General features: G+C 67.6%; 9 protein-coding genes. 1 reads left to right on the top strand and 8 read right to left on the bottom strand.

Annotation, left to right across the window (positions count from 1 at the left end):
• Window positions 1-212: 212 nt before the first annotated feature.
• Window positions 213-2,360 (top strand): PIG-L family deacetylase, encoded by a 2,148-nt coding sequence (locus JK363_RS37945; RefSeq protein ID WP_215911654.1) that lies wholly within the window; start codon window positions 213-215, stop codon window positions 2,358-2,360.
• A gap of 52 nt (window positions 2,361-2,412) precedes the next feature.
• Here the strand turns inward: JK363_RS37945 and JK363_RS37940 are convergent, their stop codons facing one another.
• The 8 genes from JK363_RS37940 to rpoB form a co-directional block, all read right to left on the bottom strand.
• On the bottom strand, window positions 2,413-3,438 hold the full coding sequence (locus tag JK363_RS37940; protein ID WP_201882611.1) for an SRPBCC family protein: 1,026 nt from the start codon (window positions 3,436-3,438) through the stop codon (window positions 2,413-2,415).
• A complete protein-coding gene (locus JK363_RS37935; protein ID WP_201882609.1) occupies window positions 3,431-3,946 on the bottom strand; it encodes a hypothetical protein in 516 nt (171 codons plus the stop codon). Before JK363_RS37935 ends, JK363_RS37940 begins: the two co-directional genes overlap by 8 nt.
• A gap of 153 nt (window positions 3,947-4,099) precedes the next feature.
• Window positions 4,100-5,293 (bottom strand): elongation factor Tu, encoded by a 1,194-nt coding sequence (gene tuf / locus JK363_RS37930; RefSeq protein WP_201882607.1) that lies wholly within the window; start codon window positions 5,291-5,293, stop codon window positions 4,100-4,102.
• Window positions 5,294-5,521: 228 nt separating this feature from the next.
• Window positions 5,522-7,642, bottom strand: coding sequence for an elongation factor G (gene fusA, locus JK363_RS37925; RefSeq protein ID WP_201882606.1), 2,121 nt, complete (start codon window positions 7,640-7,642; stop codon window positions 5,522-5,524).
• Between the two features lie 38 nt (window positions 7,643-7,680).
• Window positions 7,681-8,151 carry a 30S ribosomal protein S7 gene (gene rpsG / locus JK363_RS37920; RefSeq protein ID WP_014178748.1) on the bottom strand — a complete coding sequence of 157 codons (471 nt, stop codon included), beginning with the start codon at window positions 8,149-8,151 and terminating at the stop codon, window positions 7,681-7,683.
• Window positions 8,152-8,153: 2 nt separating this feature from the next.
• Complete coding sequence (rpsL, locus tag JK363_RS37915) at window positions 8,154-8,525, bottom strand: 30S ribosomal protein S12 (protein WP_014054153.1); 372 nt, start codon at window positions 8,523-8,525, stop codon at window positions 8,154-8,156.
• A gap of 332 nt (window positions 8,526-8,857) precedes the next feature.
• A complete protein-coding gene (locus JK363_RS37910; RefSeq protein WP_201882605.1) occupies window positions 8,858-12,757 on the bottom strand; it encodes a DNA-directed RNA polymerase subunit beta' in 3,900 nt (1,299 codons plus the stop codon).
• A 100-nt stretch (window positions 12,758-12,857) separates the two neighbouring features.
• Window positions 12,858-16,340: a DNA-directed RNA polymerase subunit beta gene (rpoB, locus tag JK363_RS37905; RefSeq protein WP_201882604.1), complete on the bottom strand. Its 3,483-nt coding sequence runs from the start codon at window positions 16,338-16,340 to the stop codon at window positions 12,858-12,860.
• Between the last annotated feature and the right edge of the window lie 263 nt (window positions 16,341-16,603).

Raw genomic sequence — 16,603 nt, 5'->3', positions numbered from 1 at the left:
CCCCCCGCATGAGGCGGCACGAACGTAATGCGCCGAAACGAACGGGAGATGACCGCGGCGGGGGCGACGACTGAACGCCGGGGCCCGGGCGTTGTCCGTGCTGTGACCAAGACCTCCCGCTCACCGGACAACCCTGGAAGATCACAAACCGTCCCCTCTCTACGGGAGAGCAGCCGGAGATCACGTGCTGCCCAAGTGACAGGGTCACCGAATTGAACAGTCGATGGATTCCGTCCGGCACCACGCGGAGGCAGACACTGGCCGCGCTGGCGGCCCTCACCGCCGCCACCGCCGTCGGCACCGCCGGGTGCGTCGGACAGTCCGGCTCGTCCGCCGGGCCCGCCGCACCGGCCCGCCCGACCAAGCCGGGCGCGGCCGAGCCGTTCACCTCGGCGTCGGGCGACAAGGACACCCTGCTGCTCCAGATCCTGGCCCATCCCGATGACGACCTGTACTTCATGAACCCGGACGCCGAACACGTGCTGCGCTCCGGAGTCCCCGTGGTCAGCGTCTACGTCACCGCGGGCGAGGCGCGCGGCATCAACTACGTGGCCGGACGGCCCGTACCGGCACCGGACAAGGCCGACTACTCCGCCGCCCGCCACCAGGGGCTGCGCCAGGCGTACGCGCAGATGCTGGGGCTCAACCAGTTCGCCGACTGGAAGCGCTCGGTGCTGCGGCTGCCCGGCGGTGCCACCGCGGAGACCAACGTCCTGGCCAACGGCGCCCGCAGCGTCCGGCTGATCTTCCTCAACATCGCGATGCTCTCGGAGGGCGGGGTGCGGATCCCCGCCCTGTGGGACACCCCCGGCGCCGTGATGCGCACCCTTCAGGCCACCGGCTCACCCGTGGCGCACCCCAGCTCCTACGTTCACCAGACACTGGTCGATGTGCTCGCCGAGATCATGCACCGCTATCGGCCCACCCTGATCCACACCCTCGACCCGGACCCGGACTTCCAGGTGCATGACGCGCTGCATCCCAGGGACAACGACCAGCCGGGCTGCTCCGACCACCGCGACCACACCCCGGTGGCTCTGTTCACCTGGAAGGCGATCACCCAGTGGGTCGCGGACTCCACCCGGCGCGACAAGCAGGCGCCGCGCTTCGCCACCACCGCGTTCCGCGGCTACTACAACCAGCGCTGGCCGCACAATCTGCCGCCCGCCGTGCTGGCCGACAAGGCCCGACTGATCAAGTCCTACGGCGGCTCCCCCACGTGGAAGTGCGGCAACAACGCGGGCTGCGGCGACTACAGCCAGGGCGGGCAGCGCCCGCTGAAGAACCGCAAGGGCTGGATCCGCTCCACCCACTACCGCTACCCCGGCGCCCTGCCCGCCCCCACCACCGACCGCGAAGGCCGTCTCGTCGCCTACGGCGTACTGAGCACCCAGGCCGTGCGCTGGCGCGAGACCTCGGCCGGGAGCGGGCGGTTCGGTGCGCCACAGGGGCTCGGCGGCGGTCCGCTGGCCCCCGCGCTGTCCGCGGTGCGCGACGCCGAGGGGCGGCAGCTGCTCCTCGCGCTGCGGTTCGCCGCACTGGGCGGCCAGGGCTCGACCGGACTGCGGGAGATCGTGGCGCTGGAGCAGCGCAGTCCCGACGGGCCGTTCCGCACCTGGACCAGCCTCGGGACCCCCGACTCGGACCCCGAGCGCGGGCGCCGTACCGGCTGCCCGGTGGCGGTCGCCGCCCCGGACGGGCGGATCCACCTGTTCGTACGGACCTCGGACAAGGGCCTGGCCACCCGGGTACGGGACACAGCGGGCCGCTGGGGTCCCTGGCAGCGCCTCGGCGGCGGGGAGATCCAGGACGGGCTGACCGCCGCCCTGGACGGCGAGGGCCGCGTCCATGTCGTCGCCGCGGGCCGCGACACCGTCCACCACTGGGGCCAGCAGCGCGTCGACGGGCCGGTGACCCTGCTGCCGCCGACCGGGCTGCCGCGCCCCGGCGACCAGCCGGGCGCCGCGGTGGCCCCGGACGGCTCGCTCTCGCTGGTCTATCGCACGCCCGCGGCCACCGTGCCCGGTGTGCACAAGCTCGGCGACATGGCCGGGGCCGGGGCCGGGCTCACCGTGCGGCACTTCGAGGGCTACGGCCCGGTCGCCGTGCACACCGTGGCCAAACCGGGCGGCGGCCGCAAGGCCAGGACAACGGTGCTGCTCGGCCGTGACCTCGACGGCAAGGTCCAGATCCAGTACGGCACGGGGTCCCGCGGCAGGCCGCTGCGCGCGCCCGGACGGCTGATCCCGGTGGGCACCCCGGCGCTGCTGACGGAGGGGCGCAAGGAAGTGGCCGTGGTCGGTATCGCGCCCGACGCCGCCCCATGGATCTGGCGCCCGCGCCCCACATCGCGGGCATAGGCACCAGCGCTCCCCGGGCCCGCGCGGCGCGACCCGGGGGCGGGCGCGAGGGTCAGCGGCGGACGGGCTCCCGCTCCTCGGCCTCCGCCTCCGCCTCGTCCTCCTCGTCCTCGGCCTCGTCCTCGTCCTCGTACGCGGGGTCGTGCCCAGCCTCGTCTTCGTCCTCGTACTCCTCGCCGGGTTCGAGCTCCTCCTCGTACCCCTCGTCCCCATCGAGGGCCGCGTCTTCGGCATCGTCCTCGTAAGCGTCCTCCGGCTCATCGGCCTCTCCCCCGGCCTCCGCGCGCTCTTCCTCCTCCACGGCGGTCCGGTGGTCCATGACCACCTCGCCGTCCCGGATCTCGCCGCGCCAGCCGTCCGTGGCCTCGCCGCGCATCATGATGAACTTGCGGTAGAGCTTGAGGTCGAGCCGGGCCCGACGGCCCTGGGCGCGCCAGAGGTTGCCGGTCTTCTCGAAGAGCCCCTTCGGGACGTACTCCAGGACCAGCAGCACCTTGGTGAGGTTGTCGCCGAGCGGGTGGAAGGTGACCACGCCCTTGACGGTGCCCTTGGCTCCCTCGGTGGTCCAGGTGATCCGTTCGTCGGGCACCTGCTCGGTGACGTCCGCCCGCCAACTGCGGGTGGACTTGGCAACCTTCACCTTCCAGTTGCTGTTCAGCTCGTCGCCCTGCTCGACGCTGACAACGCCCTTGGCGAAGGTGCTGAACTCCTGGAACTGGGTCCACTGGTCGTATGCCTCGCGGACCGGCACCCCGACGTCGATGTCCTCGACGATCGTCACGGTCTTCGACGTGCCACCGCCGCTCTTGCCGCGGCCCGTGCCGAACAGCCCTGTGATTTTTTCCTTGACGGACTCCTTGAGCTGCGCGGTTCCGGCCTTCAGCGCGGCCCGGCCCGGTGACTTCCCCTCGGCCAGCGCCTGCGTGCCCTTGGCCAGACCGCCGCTCAGTCCGCCGCTCAGTCCGGTGAGCGCATGGCCGGCCCGGGCCCGGAGATAGCTCTGGAGCTCGTCCTTGAGGCGGTCGGCGGCCGGGTTCCTGGCGATCTCGTCCTTCAGCCTGCCCAGCGTGTCAGCCACGGCGGCCTCCCGCGGTCTTCTTCGCCCTGGGGGCGGAGGAGGAAGCGGTCTTCCGGGTAGGGCGGGCCGGGGCCTTCGACGCCGCCTTGGAGGCGGTCTTCTTGGCGGGGGCCGTACGGCGTGCCCTCGGGGCCCGTTCGCGCTCCTCCTCGGCCTCGCCCTCGGCCTCGTCCTCGCGCTCCTCCTCGGCGTCCGCGGAGGCTTCGTCGCGCTCCCCCCGCAGGCTCAGCGTGCGGTCGTGGAGGGAGTCGGCGAGGGTGTTGGCCCGGTCGGTCACCGCCTTGGTCGCGGCCGTCCTCGCGGCGTCGACCAGCTCCTTGCGCGCCTGCGCGTTCAACCCGCTGAGCAGCGGGGAGTCGGCGAGGGCCTTCGCCAACGCTTGCGGATCAAGGGAGATCTTCTTCCCGGCCAGCATCATGCCGAGCCCGAAGGCCAGCTTCGCCTTCTTCGTGCGCCCGAGGAGATAACCTCCGGCAACCGCTATAGCGATCTTGCCGTTGCTCGTCATCTGTTCGCTCCCGAGGGTCGGACTCAGCGTCGATGTGGCTGCCGAGTACCCACATACGACGGAGCCCCACATACGGCCGAGCCCCACATACGACGGAGCCCCACCCGCCGTCCTGCGGCGAATGGGGCTCCGAATGCTCCGGGGAGCGTCAGGTCACTTGTTGATCTTGGTGACCTGGCCGGCGCCGACGGTCCGGCCACCCTCACGGATGGCGAACTTCAGGCCCTCCTCCATGGCGACCGGCTGGATCAGCTGGACCGACATCTCGGTGTTGTCGCCCGGCATGACCATCTCGGTGCCCTCGGGGAGGGTCACAACGCCCGTCACGTCCGTGGTACGGAAGTAGAACTGCGGACGGTAGTTGTTGAAGAACGGCGTGTGGCGGCCACCCTCGTCCTTGGACAGGATGTACGCCTGGGCCTCGAACTCGGTGTGCGGGGTGACCGAGCCCGGCTTGATGATGACCTGGCCGCGCTCGACGTCCTCGCGCTTGATGCCGCGGAGCAGCAGACCGACGTTCTCACCGGCCTGGCCCTCGTCGAGCAGCTTGCGGAACATCTCGATGCCGGTGACCGTGGTGGTGGTCTTCTCGGTCTTGATGCCGATGATGTCGACGGTCTCGTTGACCTTGAGGACACCACGCTCGATACGACCGGTGACGACGGTGCCACGACCGGTGATCGTGAAGACGTCCTCGATCGGCATCAGGAACGGCTTGTCGACATCGCGCTCCGGCTGCGGGATGGACTCGTCGACGGCCTTCATCAGGTCGAGGACGGACTTGCCCCACTCGGCGTCGCCCTCGAGCGCCTTGAGCGCCGAGACCTTGACGACCGGAACGTCGTCGCCCGGGAACTCGTACTCGGAGAGCAGCTCACGGACCTCGAGCTCGACGAGCTCCAGGATCTCCTCGTCGTCCACCATGTCGGCCTTGTTCAGGGCGACAACGATGTACGGCACGCCGACCTGGCGGGCCAGGAGCACGTGCTCCTTGGTCTGCGGCATCGGGCCGTCGGTGGCGGCGACCACGAGGATGGCGCCGTCCATCTGAGCGGCACCGGTGATCATGTTCTTGATGTAGTCCGCGTGACCGGGGCAGTCAACGTGCGCGTAGTGACGCGACTCGGTCTGGTACTCGACGTGCGCGATGGAGATGGTGATACCGCGCTGGCGCTCCTCAGGAGCCTTGTCGATCTGGTCGAAGGCCGAGGCCTCGTTCAGGTCCGGGTACGCGTCGTGCAGCACCTTGGTGATCGCCGCGGTAAGGGTCGTCTTACCGTGGTCGATGTGACCGATGGTGCCGATGTTGACGTGCGGCTTAGTCCGCTCGAACTTCGCCTTCGCCACTGGGGTCCTCCTGTGGAGTGGTTCTGTACGCATCCACACTTTGCGGATGGGTTCAGGTGGTCTTACCGAACCGGCCAGGACCCCGAGGGGGATGCCCTTCGCCGTATTCGTATGGGGGGCCGGCGGCCGGGGCCCCGCCATGGACCGCCCGGTACGGACGATCTATGACGGAATGCCCCGATGCCTTTTGCTCCAGCCTAAAGGGTGAGCAATCGGGATGAACCCGACTTACTCGCCCTTGGCCTTCGCGATGATCTCCTCGGCGACGTTCTTCGGAACCTCGGCGTAGGAGTCGAACTGCATGGAGTAGCTGGCGCGGCCAGAGGTCTTGCTGCGCAGGTCGCCCACGTAGCCGAACATCTCCGACAGCGGAACCAGACCGGTGACCAGCTTGGCGCCGCTCCGGTCCTCCATGGACTGGATCTGTCCACGACGGGAGTTGATGTCGCCGATCACATCGCCCATGTAGTCCTCGGGCGTGGTGACCTCGACCTTCATCATCGGCTCGAGCAGGGCCGGACCGGCCTTGCGGGCGGCCTCCTTGAAGGCCATCGAACCGGCGATCTTGAAGGCCATCTCGGACGAGTCGACCTCGTGGTACCCACCGTCGAGAAGGGTGACCTTGACGCCGGTCAGCGGGTAGCCGGCGAGCACGCCGAACTCCATCGCCTCCTGGCAGCCCGCGTCCACGGACGGGATGTACTCCCGCGGGATACGGCCACCGGTGACCTTGTTCTCGAACTCGTAGCCATCGCCCTCGAGCGGCGTGAGCGCGATCTGCACCTTCGCGAACTGGCCGGACCCACCCGTCTGCTTCTTGTGGGTGTAGTCGTACCGCTCGACCGTCTTGCGGAGGGTCTCGCGATAGGCCACCTGCGGCTTACCGACGTTGGCCTCGACCTTGAACTCCCGGCGCATACGGTCGACCAGCACGTCCAGGTGCAGCTCGCCCATACCGGAGATGATCGTCTGGCCGGTCTCCTCATCGGTCTTGACGCGGAAGGACGGGTCCTCCTCGGCAAGACGCTGAATGGCGACGGCCAGCTTCTCCTGGTCGCCCTTGGACTTCGGCTCGATGGCCACCTCGATGACCGGGGCCGGGAAGTCCATGGACTCCAGGATCACCGGGTTCGACGCGTCGGAGAGGGTCTCACCGGTGGTGGTCTGCTTCAGACCCATGACGGCGACGATGTCGCCGGCACCCACCGACTCGATCTCCTCACGCTTGTTCGCGTGCATCCGGTAGATCTTGCCGATGCGCTCCTTCTTGCCCTTCACGGAGTTCAGCACCTGGGTGCCGGCGTCCATGCGGCCGGAGTACACACGGATGAAGGTGAGCTTGCCCAGGTGCGGGTCGCTCGCGATCTTGAACGCCAGGGCCGACAGCGGCTCTTCCTCGGAAGGACGACGCTTGATGACCTCGTCGGGGTCCTTGACCGAGTGGCCCTCGATCGCCTCGATGTCGATCGGCGACGGCAGGTAGCGGACCACGGCGTCGAGCAGGGGCTGCACGCCCTTGTTCTTGAACGCGGTGCCACAGAACACCGGGGTGACGGTGGTGCCGCCGCCCTTGCCGGAAGCGATAGTGATACGGCGGATCGCCGCGTAGAGCTGCTCCACGGTGGGCTCCTGGCCCTCCAGGTACAGCTCCATCATCTCTTCGTCGTTCTCGGCGACGCCCTCGAGCAGCTTGCCGCGCCACTCGTCGGCGGCCTCGGTGTGGGTGTCCGGGATGTCGACGGTGTCGTACATCTCGCCCTTGGTCGCCTCGGCGGACCAGACCAGCGCCTTCATGGTGACGAGGTCGACGACACCCTTGAAGTCGGCCTCGGTGCCGATCGGCAGCTGCATGACCAGCGGCACCGCGCCCAGGCGGTCCGTGATCATGTCGACGCAGCGGTGGAACTCGGCACCGGTGCGGTCCAGCTTGTTCACGAAGCAGATACGCGGAACGCCGTAGCGGTCCGCCTGACGCCACACCGTCTCGGACTGCGGCTCCACACCGGCGACGCCATCGAACACCGTGACGGCACCGTCGAGGACGCGCAGCGAGCGCTCCACCTCGACCGTGAAGTCGACGTGGCCCGGGGTGTCGATGATGTTGATGGTGTGATCGACGTTCTCAAGCGGCCAGTGACAGGTCGTCGCGGCCGACGTGATGGTGATGCCGCGCTCCTGCTCCTGCTCCATCCAGTCCATGGTGGCAGCGCCATCGTGGACTTCACCGATCTTGTAGCTCACGCCGGTGTAGAACAGGATCCGCTCGGTGGTGGTCGTCTTGCCCGCGTCGATGTGGGCCATGATCCCAATGTTGCGGACCTTGGCCAGGTCAAGTGAAGTGGTGGCCATATGGCTCAGTCTTCTCTCGGTTCTCGATGGGGTAGCGACTACCAGCGGTAGTGCGCGAAGGCCTTGTTGGACTCGGCCATCTTGTGGGTGTCCTCACGCCGCTTGACAGAGGCGCCCAGACCATTGCTGGCGTCCAGCAGCTCGTTCATCAGCCGCTCGGTCATGGTCTTCTCGCGACGAGCGCGCGAGTAGCCCACGAGCCAGCGCAGCGCGAGGGTGGAGGAACGGCCGGGACGGACCTCGACCGGAACCTGGTAGGTGGCGCCACCGACACGACGGGAGCGGACCTCGAGGGTCGGCTTCACGTTCTCCAGCGCGCGCTTGAGGGTGATGACCGGGTCGTTGCCGGACTTCTCGCGCAGGCCCTCCATGGCGCCGTAGACGATGCGCTCGGCGGTGGAGCGCTTGCCGTTCAGCAGCACCTTGTTGATGAGGGACGTCACCAGAGGAGAGTTGTAAACCGGGTCGATGATGACCGGGCGCTTCGGGGCGGGACCCTTACGAGGCATTCTTACTTCTCCTTCTTGGCGCCGTAGCGGCTGCGAGCCTGCTTGCGGTTCTTGACGCCCTGCGTGTCGAGGGAGCCGCGGATGATCTTGTAACGAACACCCGGCAGGTCCTTCACACGACCGCCACGCACGAGCACGATGGAGTGCTCCTGCAGGTTGTGCCCCTCACCCGGGACGTAGGCGGTGACCTCGATCCCACTGCTCAGCCGGACACGCGCGACCTTGCGGAGCGCCGAGTTCGGCTTCTTCGGCGTCGTGGTGAACACGCGGGTGCATGTACCACGGCGCTGCGGCGACCCCGCGAGGGCGGGGGTCTTGTTCTTCTCGACCTTGTCCTGGCGGCCCTTGCGGACCAGCTGCTGGATCGTAGGCACCGTTTCTCCGGTTTCTGTGTGCCGTCTCGGTAAAGCTAACCTGGGATTTCTCCGACCCACGCGGTCGGGTGTGTCGCGCACCGCAGACCCCTGCGAATGTCAGGAGAGTGCGAATTGTTGGTGTCGACACCTCGGGCCCCCGAGCGGTCTAGAAGCGCGCACAGGAGCCCAGGGACACCCCAGGCACAAGGTCAGAGCGTACCTACCGCATCGGCTCCGGTCAAAACAAATGCACACGCGCTGGACACACCAACCCGGAGCATAGCCGCAGGGCGGCCACCCCCGCCATGGGGTGACCGCCCTGTGAACGTTTACCAGCCCTCGGGCCGGTCCTACTGGTTGTACGGACCGTAGTCGTAGTCCTCCAGCGGGACCGCCTGGCCGGAGCCCGTGCCGAAGGGCGAGTAGTCGATGTCGTCGTAACCGACGGCCGAGTACATCGCGGCCTTCGCCTCCTCGGTCGGCTCGACCCGGATGTTCCGGTAGCGGGACAGGCCCGTACCGGCCGGGATGAGCTTACCGATGATCACGTTCTCCTTGAGGCCGATCAGGGAGTCCGACTTGGCGTTGATCGCCGCGTCGGTGAGCACCCGGGTCGTCTCCTGGAAGGACGCCGCCGACAGCCAGGACTCGGTCGCCAGCGATGCCTTGGTGATACCCATCAGCTGCGGACGGCCGGAGGCCGGGTGGCCGCCTTCCTGGACCACACGGCGGTTCTCGCCCTCGAAGCGCGACCGCTCCACGAGCTCGCCCGGCAGCAGCTCCGCATCGCCGGACTCGATGATCGTCACTCGGCGCAGCATCTGCCGGATGATGATCTCGATGTGCTTGTCGTGGATCGACACACCCTGCGAGTTGTAGACCTTCTGGACCTCGCCCACCAGGTGCACCTGGACGGCGCGCTGGCCGAGGATGCGCAGCACGTCGTGCGGGTTGACCGCACCGACGGTCAGCGGCTGGCCGACGTCCACGCGGTCGCCCTCGCCCACCAGCAGACGGGCCCGCTTCGAGACGCCGAAGGCGGTCTCGTCGGAGCCGTCGTCCGGGGTGACGACGAGCTTCTTGGTCTTCTCGGTCTCCTCGATCCGGACGCGGCCGGCCGCCTCCGAGATCGGGGCGACACCCTTGGGCGTACGGGCCTCGAAGAGCTCGACGACACGCGGCAGACCCTGGGTGATGTCGTCACCGGCCACACCACCGGTGTGGAAGGTACGCATCGTCAGCTGGGTGCCGGGCTCACCGATGGACTGGGCGGCGATGATGCCGACCGCCTCGCCGATGTCCACCAGCTTGCCGGTCGCCAGCGAGCGGCCGTAGCACATGGCGCAGGTGCCGACGGCGGACTCGCAGGTGAGCACCGAGCGGGTCTTGACCGTCTCCACGCCGTGGCGGACCAGCTCGTCGATGAGCACATCGCCCAGGTCGGTACCGGCCGGGGCCAGCACCTTCCCGTCCACGACGATGTCCTCGGCGAGGCAGCGCGCGTACACGCTGGTCTCGACGTCCTCGGCCTTGCGCAGCACACCGTCGGCGCCGCGGCCGGCGATCTCCAGCTTCAGGCCGCGGTCGGTGCCGCAGTCCTCCTCGCGGATGATCACGTCCTGGGAGACGTCCACCAGACGACGGGTCAGGTAACCCGAGTCGGCGGTCCGCAGCGCGGTGTCCGCGAGACCCTTTCGGGCACCGTGGGTGGAGATGAAGTACTCCAGCACGGAGAGACCCTCACGGAACGACGCCTTGATGGGCCGCGGGATGGTCTCGTTCTTCGCGTTGGACACCAGACCACGCATACCGGCGATCTGACGCATCTGCATCATGTTTCCGCGCGCGCCCGAGTCGACCATCATGAAGATCGGGTTGGTCTTCGGGAAGTTCGCGTTCATCGCCTCGGCAACCTCATTGGTCGCCTTGGTCCAGATCGCGATCAGCTCCTGGGTGCGCTCGTCCTTGGTGATCAGACCGCGCTCGTACTGCTTCTGGACCTTCTCGTCCTGCGCCTCGTAGCCCTCGATGATGGCCTTCTTGGCCTCGGGCACGACCACGTCGGAGATGGCGACGGTGACACCGGAGCGGGTGGCCCAGTGGAAACCGGCCGCCTTCAGGTTGTCCAGCGTCGCCGCGACGATGACCTTGGGGTAGCGCTCGGCGAGGTCGTTGACGATCTCGGAGAGCTGCTTCTTGCCCACCGAGTAGTCGACGAACGGGTAGTCCTCGGGCAGCAGCTCATTGAAGAGCGCACGGCCCAGGGTGGTGCGCAGCCGGAAGCTGTCGCCCTGCTGCCAGGGCAGCTCACCCTCTTCGGGGGCGGGCGGGGTCCAGCCGCGGGGCGGCACCGTGCCGATCGGGAAGCGGATGTCGATCTTCGCCTGGAGCGAGAGCTCCCGGGCGTCGAACGCCATGATCGCCTCGGCGGCCGAACCGAAGGACCGGCCCTCGCCCTTGACGACCCGCTCCTCCTCGTCGGTGGTGAGGAAGAACAGGCCCAGCACCATGTCCTGGGTGGGCATGGTCACCGGACGGCCGTCGGCCGGCTTGAGGATGTTGTTCGAGGACAGCATCAGGATGCGGGCCTCGGCCTGCGCCTCCGCGGACAGCGGCAGGTGCACGGCCATCTGGTCACCGTCGAAGTCCGCGTTGAACGCGGTGCAGACGAGCGGGTGGATCTGAATGGCCTTGCCCTCGACCAGCTGCGGCTCGAACGCCTGGATACCGAGGCGGTGCAGGGTCGGCGCACGGTTCAGCAGCACCGGGTGCTCGGCGATGACCTCTTCGAGCACGTCGTACACGACCGTGCGGCCGCGCTCGACCATGCGCTTGGCCGACTTGATGTTCTGCGCGTGGTTCAGGTCCACCAGGCGCTTCATCACGAACGGCTTGAAGAGCTCCAGCGCCATGGCCTTGGGCAGACCGCACTGGTGCAGCTTGAGCTGCGGGCCGACGACGATGACCGAACGGGCCGAGTAGTCGACTCGCTTACCGAGCAGGTTCTGACGGAACCGGCCCTGCTTACCCTTCAGCATGTCGCTGAGGGACTTCAGCGGACGGTTACCGGGACCGGTGACCGGGCGACCGCGGCGGCCGTTGTCGAACAGCGCGTCGACGGCCTCCTGGAGCATCCGCTTCTCGTTGTTCACGATGATCTCGGGCGCACCGAGGTCGAGCAGACGCTTGAGGCGGTTGTTCCGGTTGATCACACGGCGGTACAGGTCGTTCAGGTCGGAGGTCGCGAAGCGGCCACCGTCCAGCTGCACCATCGGACGCAGGTCCGGCGGGATCACCGGGATGCAGTCCAGCACCATGCCGTTGGGGCTGTTGCGGGTCTGGAGGAAGGCGGAGACGACCTTGAGGCGCTTGAGCGCACGGGTCTTCTTCTGGCCCTTGCCGGTCCGGATGATCTCGCGGAGCTTCTCGGCCTCCTCATCGAGGTCGAAGGACTCCAGGCGCTTCTGGAGCGCGGCGGCGCCCATACCGCCCATGAAGTACGTGCCGAAGCGGTCACGCAGCTCGCGGTAGAGCAGCTCGTCGCCCTCCAGGTCCTGGACCTTGAGGTTCTTGAAGCGGTTCCACACCTCGTCGAGACGGTCGATCTCGCGCTGGGCACGGTCGCGCAGCTGCTTCATCTCGCGCTCGGCGCCCTCGCGCACCTTGCGGCGCACATCGGCCTTGGCGCCCTCGGCCTCCAGCTCGGCGAGGTCCGCCTCGAGCTTCTTGGCGCGGGCTTCCAGGTCGGCGTCACGGCGCTGCTCGATCTGCTGGCGCTCGACGGAGACATGGGCCTCCAGCGAGGGCAGGTCGCGCGTACGGCGCTCCTCGTCCACCCACGTGATCATGTAGGCGGCGAAGTAGATGACCTTCTCGAGGTCCTTCGGGGCGAGGTCGAGCAGGTAGCCCAGACGGCTGGGCACGCCCTTGAAGTACCAGATGTGGGTGACGGGAGCGGCAAGCTCGATGTGGCCCATCCGCTCACGGCGCACCTTGGCGCGGGTGACCTCGACACCGCAGCGCTCACAGATGATGCCCTTGAAGCGGACGCGCTTGTACTTACCGCAGTAGCACTCCCAGTCCCGGGTCGGACCGAAGATCTTCTCGCAGAAGAGTCCGTCCTTTTCGGGCTTCAGGGTGCGGTAGTTGATGGTCTCCGGCTTCTTGACCTCACCGTGGGACCACTGACGGATGTCGTCAGCAGTGGCGAGGCCGATCCGCAGCTCGTCGAAGAAGTTGACGTCGAGCACTTGTCGTCAATCCCTCTTTCAGGGTCGTGTCTTCGGGTCTGACTGGGGGTCCGGGGAGAGGCCGGGGCGTCCGGTGGAACAGCCGCCCCGGCCAGACCCGTCAGACCTCTTCGACGCTGCTCGGCTCGCGCCGGGACAGGTCGATACCGAGCTCCTCCGCAGCGCGGAAGACGTCCTCGTCGGTGTCGCGCATCTCGATGGACATGCCGTCCGAGGACAGCACCTCCACGTTGAGGCACAGGGACTGCATCTCCTTGATGAGCACCTTGAAGGACTCGGGGATGCCGGGCTCGGGAATGTTCTCGCCCTTGACAATGGCCTCGTAGACCTTCACGCGGCCGGTGACGTCGTCGGACTTGATGGTCAGCAGCTCCTGGAGGGCGTACGCGGCGCCGTAAGCCTCCAGCGCCCACACCTCCATCTCACCGAAGCGCTGGCCACCGAACTGAGCCTTACCACCCAGCGGCTGCTGGGTGATCATCGAGTACGGACCGGTGGACCGGGCGTGCAGCTTGTCGTCCACCAGGTGGTGCAGCTTGAGGATGTACATGTAGCCGACGGAGATCGGGTCCGGGAACGGCTCACCGGAGCGGCCGTCGAAGAGCCGGGCCTTGCCGGACGACTGGACCAGGCGGTCGCCGTCGCGGTTCGGGATCGTCGAGTCGAAGAGACCGGCGATCTCGTCCTCACGGGCGCCGTCGAAGACCGGGGTCGCGACGTTGGTGCCGGGCTTGACCTCGTCGGCGCCGATCACCTTCAGCCGCTGCATCCACTCTTCGGAGCCCTCGACCTTCCAGCCCCGGGAGGCCAGCCAGCCGAGGTGGATCTCCAGGACCTGTCCCGGGTTCATTCGGGACGGGACACCCAGCGGGTTGAGGATGATGTCGACCGGGGTGCCGTCCTCCAGGAACGGCATGTCCTCGACCGGCAGGATCTTGGAGATGACGCCCTTGTTGCCGTGACGGCCGGCCAGCTTGTCACCGTCGGTGATCTTGCGCTTCTGCGCCACGTAGACGCGGACCAGCTGGTTCACGCCCGGGGGCAGCTCGTCGCCCTCCTCGCGGTCGAAGACGCGGACGCCGATGACCTTGCCGGTCTCGCCGTGCGGCACCTTCAGCGAGGTGTCACGGACCTCACGGGCCTTCTCGCCGAAGATCGCGCGCAGCAGGCGCTCCTCCGGGGTCAGCTCGGTCTCACCCTTCGGGGTGACCTTGCCGACCAGGATGTCCCCGGCGATGACCTCGGCGCCGATGCGGATGATGCCGCGCTCGTCGAGGTCGGCCAGGACCTCCTCGGAGACGTTCGGGATGTCCCGGGTGATCTCCTCGGGGCCCAGCTTGGTGTCCCGGGCGTCGACCTCGTGCTCCTCGATGTGGATCGAGGAGAGGACGTCGTCCTGCACCAGACGCTGGCTGAGGATGATCGCGTCCTCGTAGTTGTGGCCCTCCCACGGCATGAACGCCACGAGCAGGTTCTTGCCGAGCGCCATCTCGCCGTCCTCGGTGGACGGGCCGTCGGCCAGCACCTGACCGGTGATGACGCGGGCGCCCTCGTCCACGACCACCTTCTGGTTGAAGGAGGTGCCCTGGTTGGAGCGGGAGAACTTGGCCACCCGGTAGGTGGTGTAGGTGCCGTCGTCGTTGGCCACCGTGACGTAGTCGGCGGAGACCTCCTGGACGACACCGTCCTTCTCGGCCTTGATGACATCGCCGGCGTCGACCGCGCAGCGGTACTCCATACCGGTGCCGACCAGCGGGGACTCCGCCTTGATCAGCGGCACGGCCTGGCGCATCATGTTCGATCCCATGAGCGCGCGGTTGGCGTCGTCGTGCTCGAGGAAGGGGATCATGGCGGTCGCGACCGACACCATCTGGCGCGGCGAGACGTCCATGTAGTCGACCTCGGAGCCGGGGACGTAGTCGACCTCACCGCCACGGCGGCGGACCAGGACCCGGGCCTCGGCGAAGCGGTTGTCATCGGCCAGCGGCGCGTTGGCCTGGGCGATGACGAAGCGGTCTTCCTCGTCGGCGGTCAGGAAGTCCACGCCGTCGGTGACAACGCCGCCCTCGACCTTGCGGTACGGGGTCTCGACGAAGCCGAAGGCGTTGACCCGGCCGTAGGAGGCGAGCGAGCCGATCAGACCGATGTTCGGGCCTTCCGGCGTCTCGATCGGGCACATCCGGCCGTAGTGCGAGGGGTGCACGTCACGGACCTCGAAGCCGGCCCGCTCACGGCTCAGACCACCCGGGCCCAGCGCCGACAGACGGCGCTTGTGGGTCAGACCCGACAGCGGGTTGGTCTGGTCCATGAACTGGGACAGCTGGCTGGTGCCGAAGAACTCCTTGATGGAGGCGACGACCGGCCGGATGTTGATCAGGGTCTGCGGCGTGATCGCCTCGACGTCCTGGGTGGTCATGCGCTCGCGGACGACGCGCTCCATCCGGGCCAGACCGGTGCGGACCTGGTTCTGGATGAGCTCGCCGACGTTGCGCAGACGGCGGTTGCCGAAGTGGTCGATGTCGTCGGTCTCGACGACGATCGTGGTGCCGCTCTCCCCGGCCGTCTCGGTCTCGCCCGCGTGCAGCTTGACCAGGTACTTGATGGTCGCGATGACGTCATCGGTGGTCAGCACACCGGCGTCGAGCGGGGCGTCCGCGCCGAGCTTCTTGTTGACCTTGTAGCGGCCGACCTTGGCCAGGTCGTAGCGCTTGGGGTTGAAGTAGAGGTTCTCCAGCAGCGTCTGCGCGGCCTCACGGGTCGGCGGCTCGCCCGGGCGCAGCTTGCGGTAGATGTCGAGCAGCGCGTCGTCCTGGCCCTGGGTGTGGTCCTTCTCCAGGGTGGCGCGCATGGACTCGTACTCGCCGAACTCCTCGAGGATCTGCTCGGTGGTCCAGCCGAGCGCCTTGAGCAGGACGGTGACGGACTGCTTGCGCTTGCGGTCGATACGGACACCGACCATGTCGCGCTTGTCGATCTCCATCTCCAGCCAGGCACCCCGGGACGGGATGATCTTGGCCGAGAAGATGTCCTTGTCGGACGTCTTGTCGATGGAGGAGTCGAAGTAGACACCGGGGGAACGGACCAGCTGCGAGACGACAACACGCTCGGTGCCGTTGATGCAGAAGGTGCCCTTCGGGGTCATGAGCGGGAAGTCGCCCATGAAGACCGTCTGGGACTTGATCTCACCGGTCTCGTTGTTGGTGAACTCGGCGGTGACGAAGAGCGGCGCGGCGTAGGTGAAGTCGCGCTCCTTGCACTCGTCGATCGAGTTCTTCGGCGGCTCGAAGCGGTGATCACGGAAAGTCAGGGACATCGACCCGGAGAAGTCCTCGATCGGGGAGATCTCCTCGAAGATCTCTTCCAGACCGGACTTGGTGGGGACGTCCTGACCGCTGTCCAGCGCAGCCTCGACGCGAGCCTTCCAGGCGGCATTGCCGAGCAGCCAATCGAAGCTCTCGGTCTGCAGTGCAAGGAGGTTCGGAACCTCGAGAGGCTCCTTGATCTTCGCAAAGGAGATGCGCAGCGGGGCGGTGCTGGCGCCATTGTTCGTATTGGCAGTCGAGGCGTTGCGCGAGGCGGCCAAGAGGGGGTCCTTCCGAGGGCTCGGACTCACTACGCGCGTACCGGTCCCACCGAGAGCCCATGGATGAAATCCCTGGTCAGGGCGTTTTCATCGGCTGTGCTCGAAGGTGGGCATGCCCCTGGTGACGGGCAGGGAGCAGCTAACAGGCAGCGCAAAGGGTCAGTGTAGCCACTTGGCACACTGATGTCCAGCGCCGAGTTTGTGAGACCGGCAGTGCCAATCTCTCCCTCCGGTGAGGGGCTCGCCCCTCGTTGTCTTCACAG

The organism is Streptomyces coffeae (assembly GCF_016741875.1).
In the GTDB taxonomy this organism is placed as follows: domain Bacteria; phylum Actinomycetota; class Actinomycetes; order Streptomycetales; family Streptomycetaceae; genus Streptomyces; species Streptomyces coffeae.
This window is presented reverse-complemented; position numbering and strand designations above follow the sequence as displayed.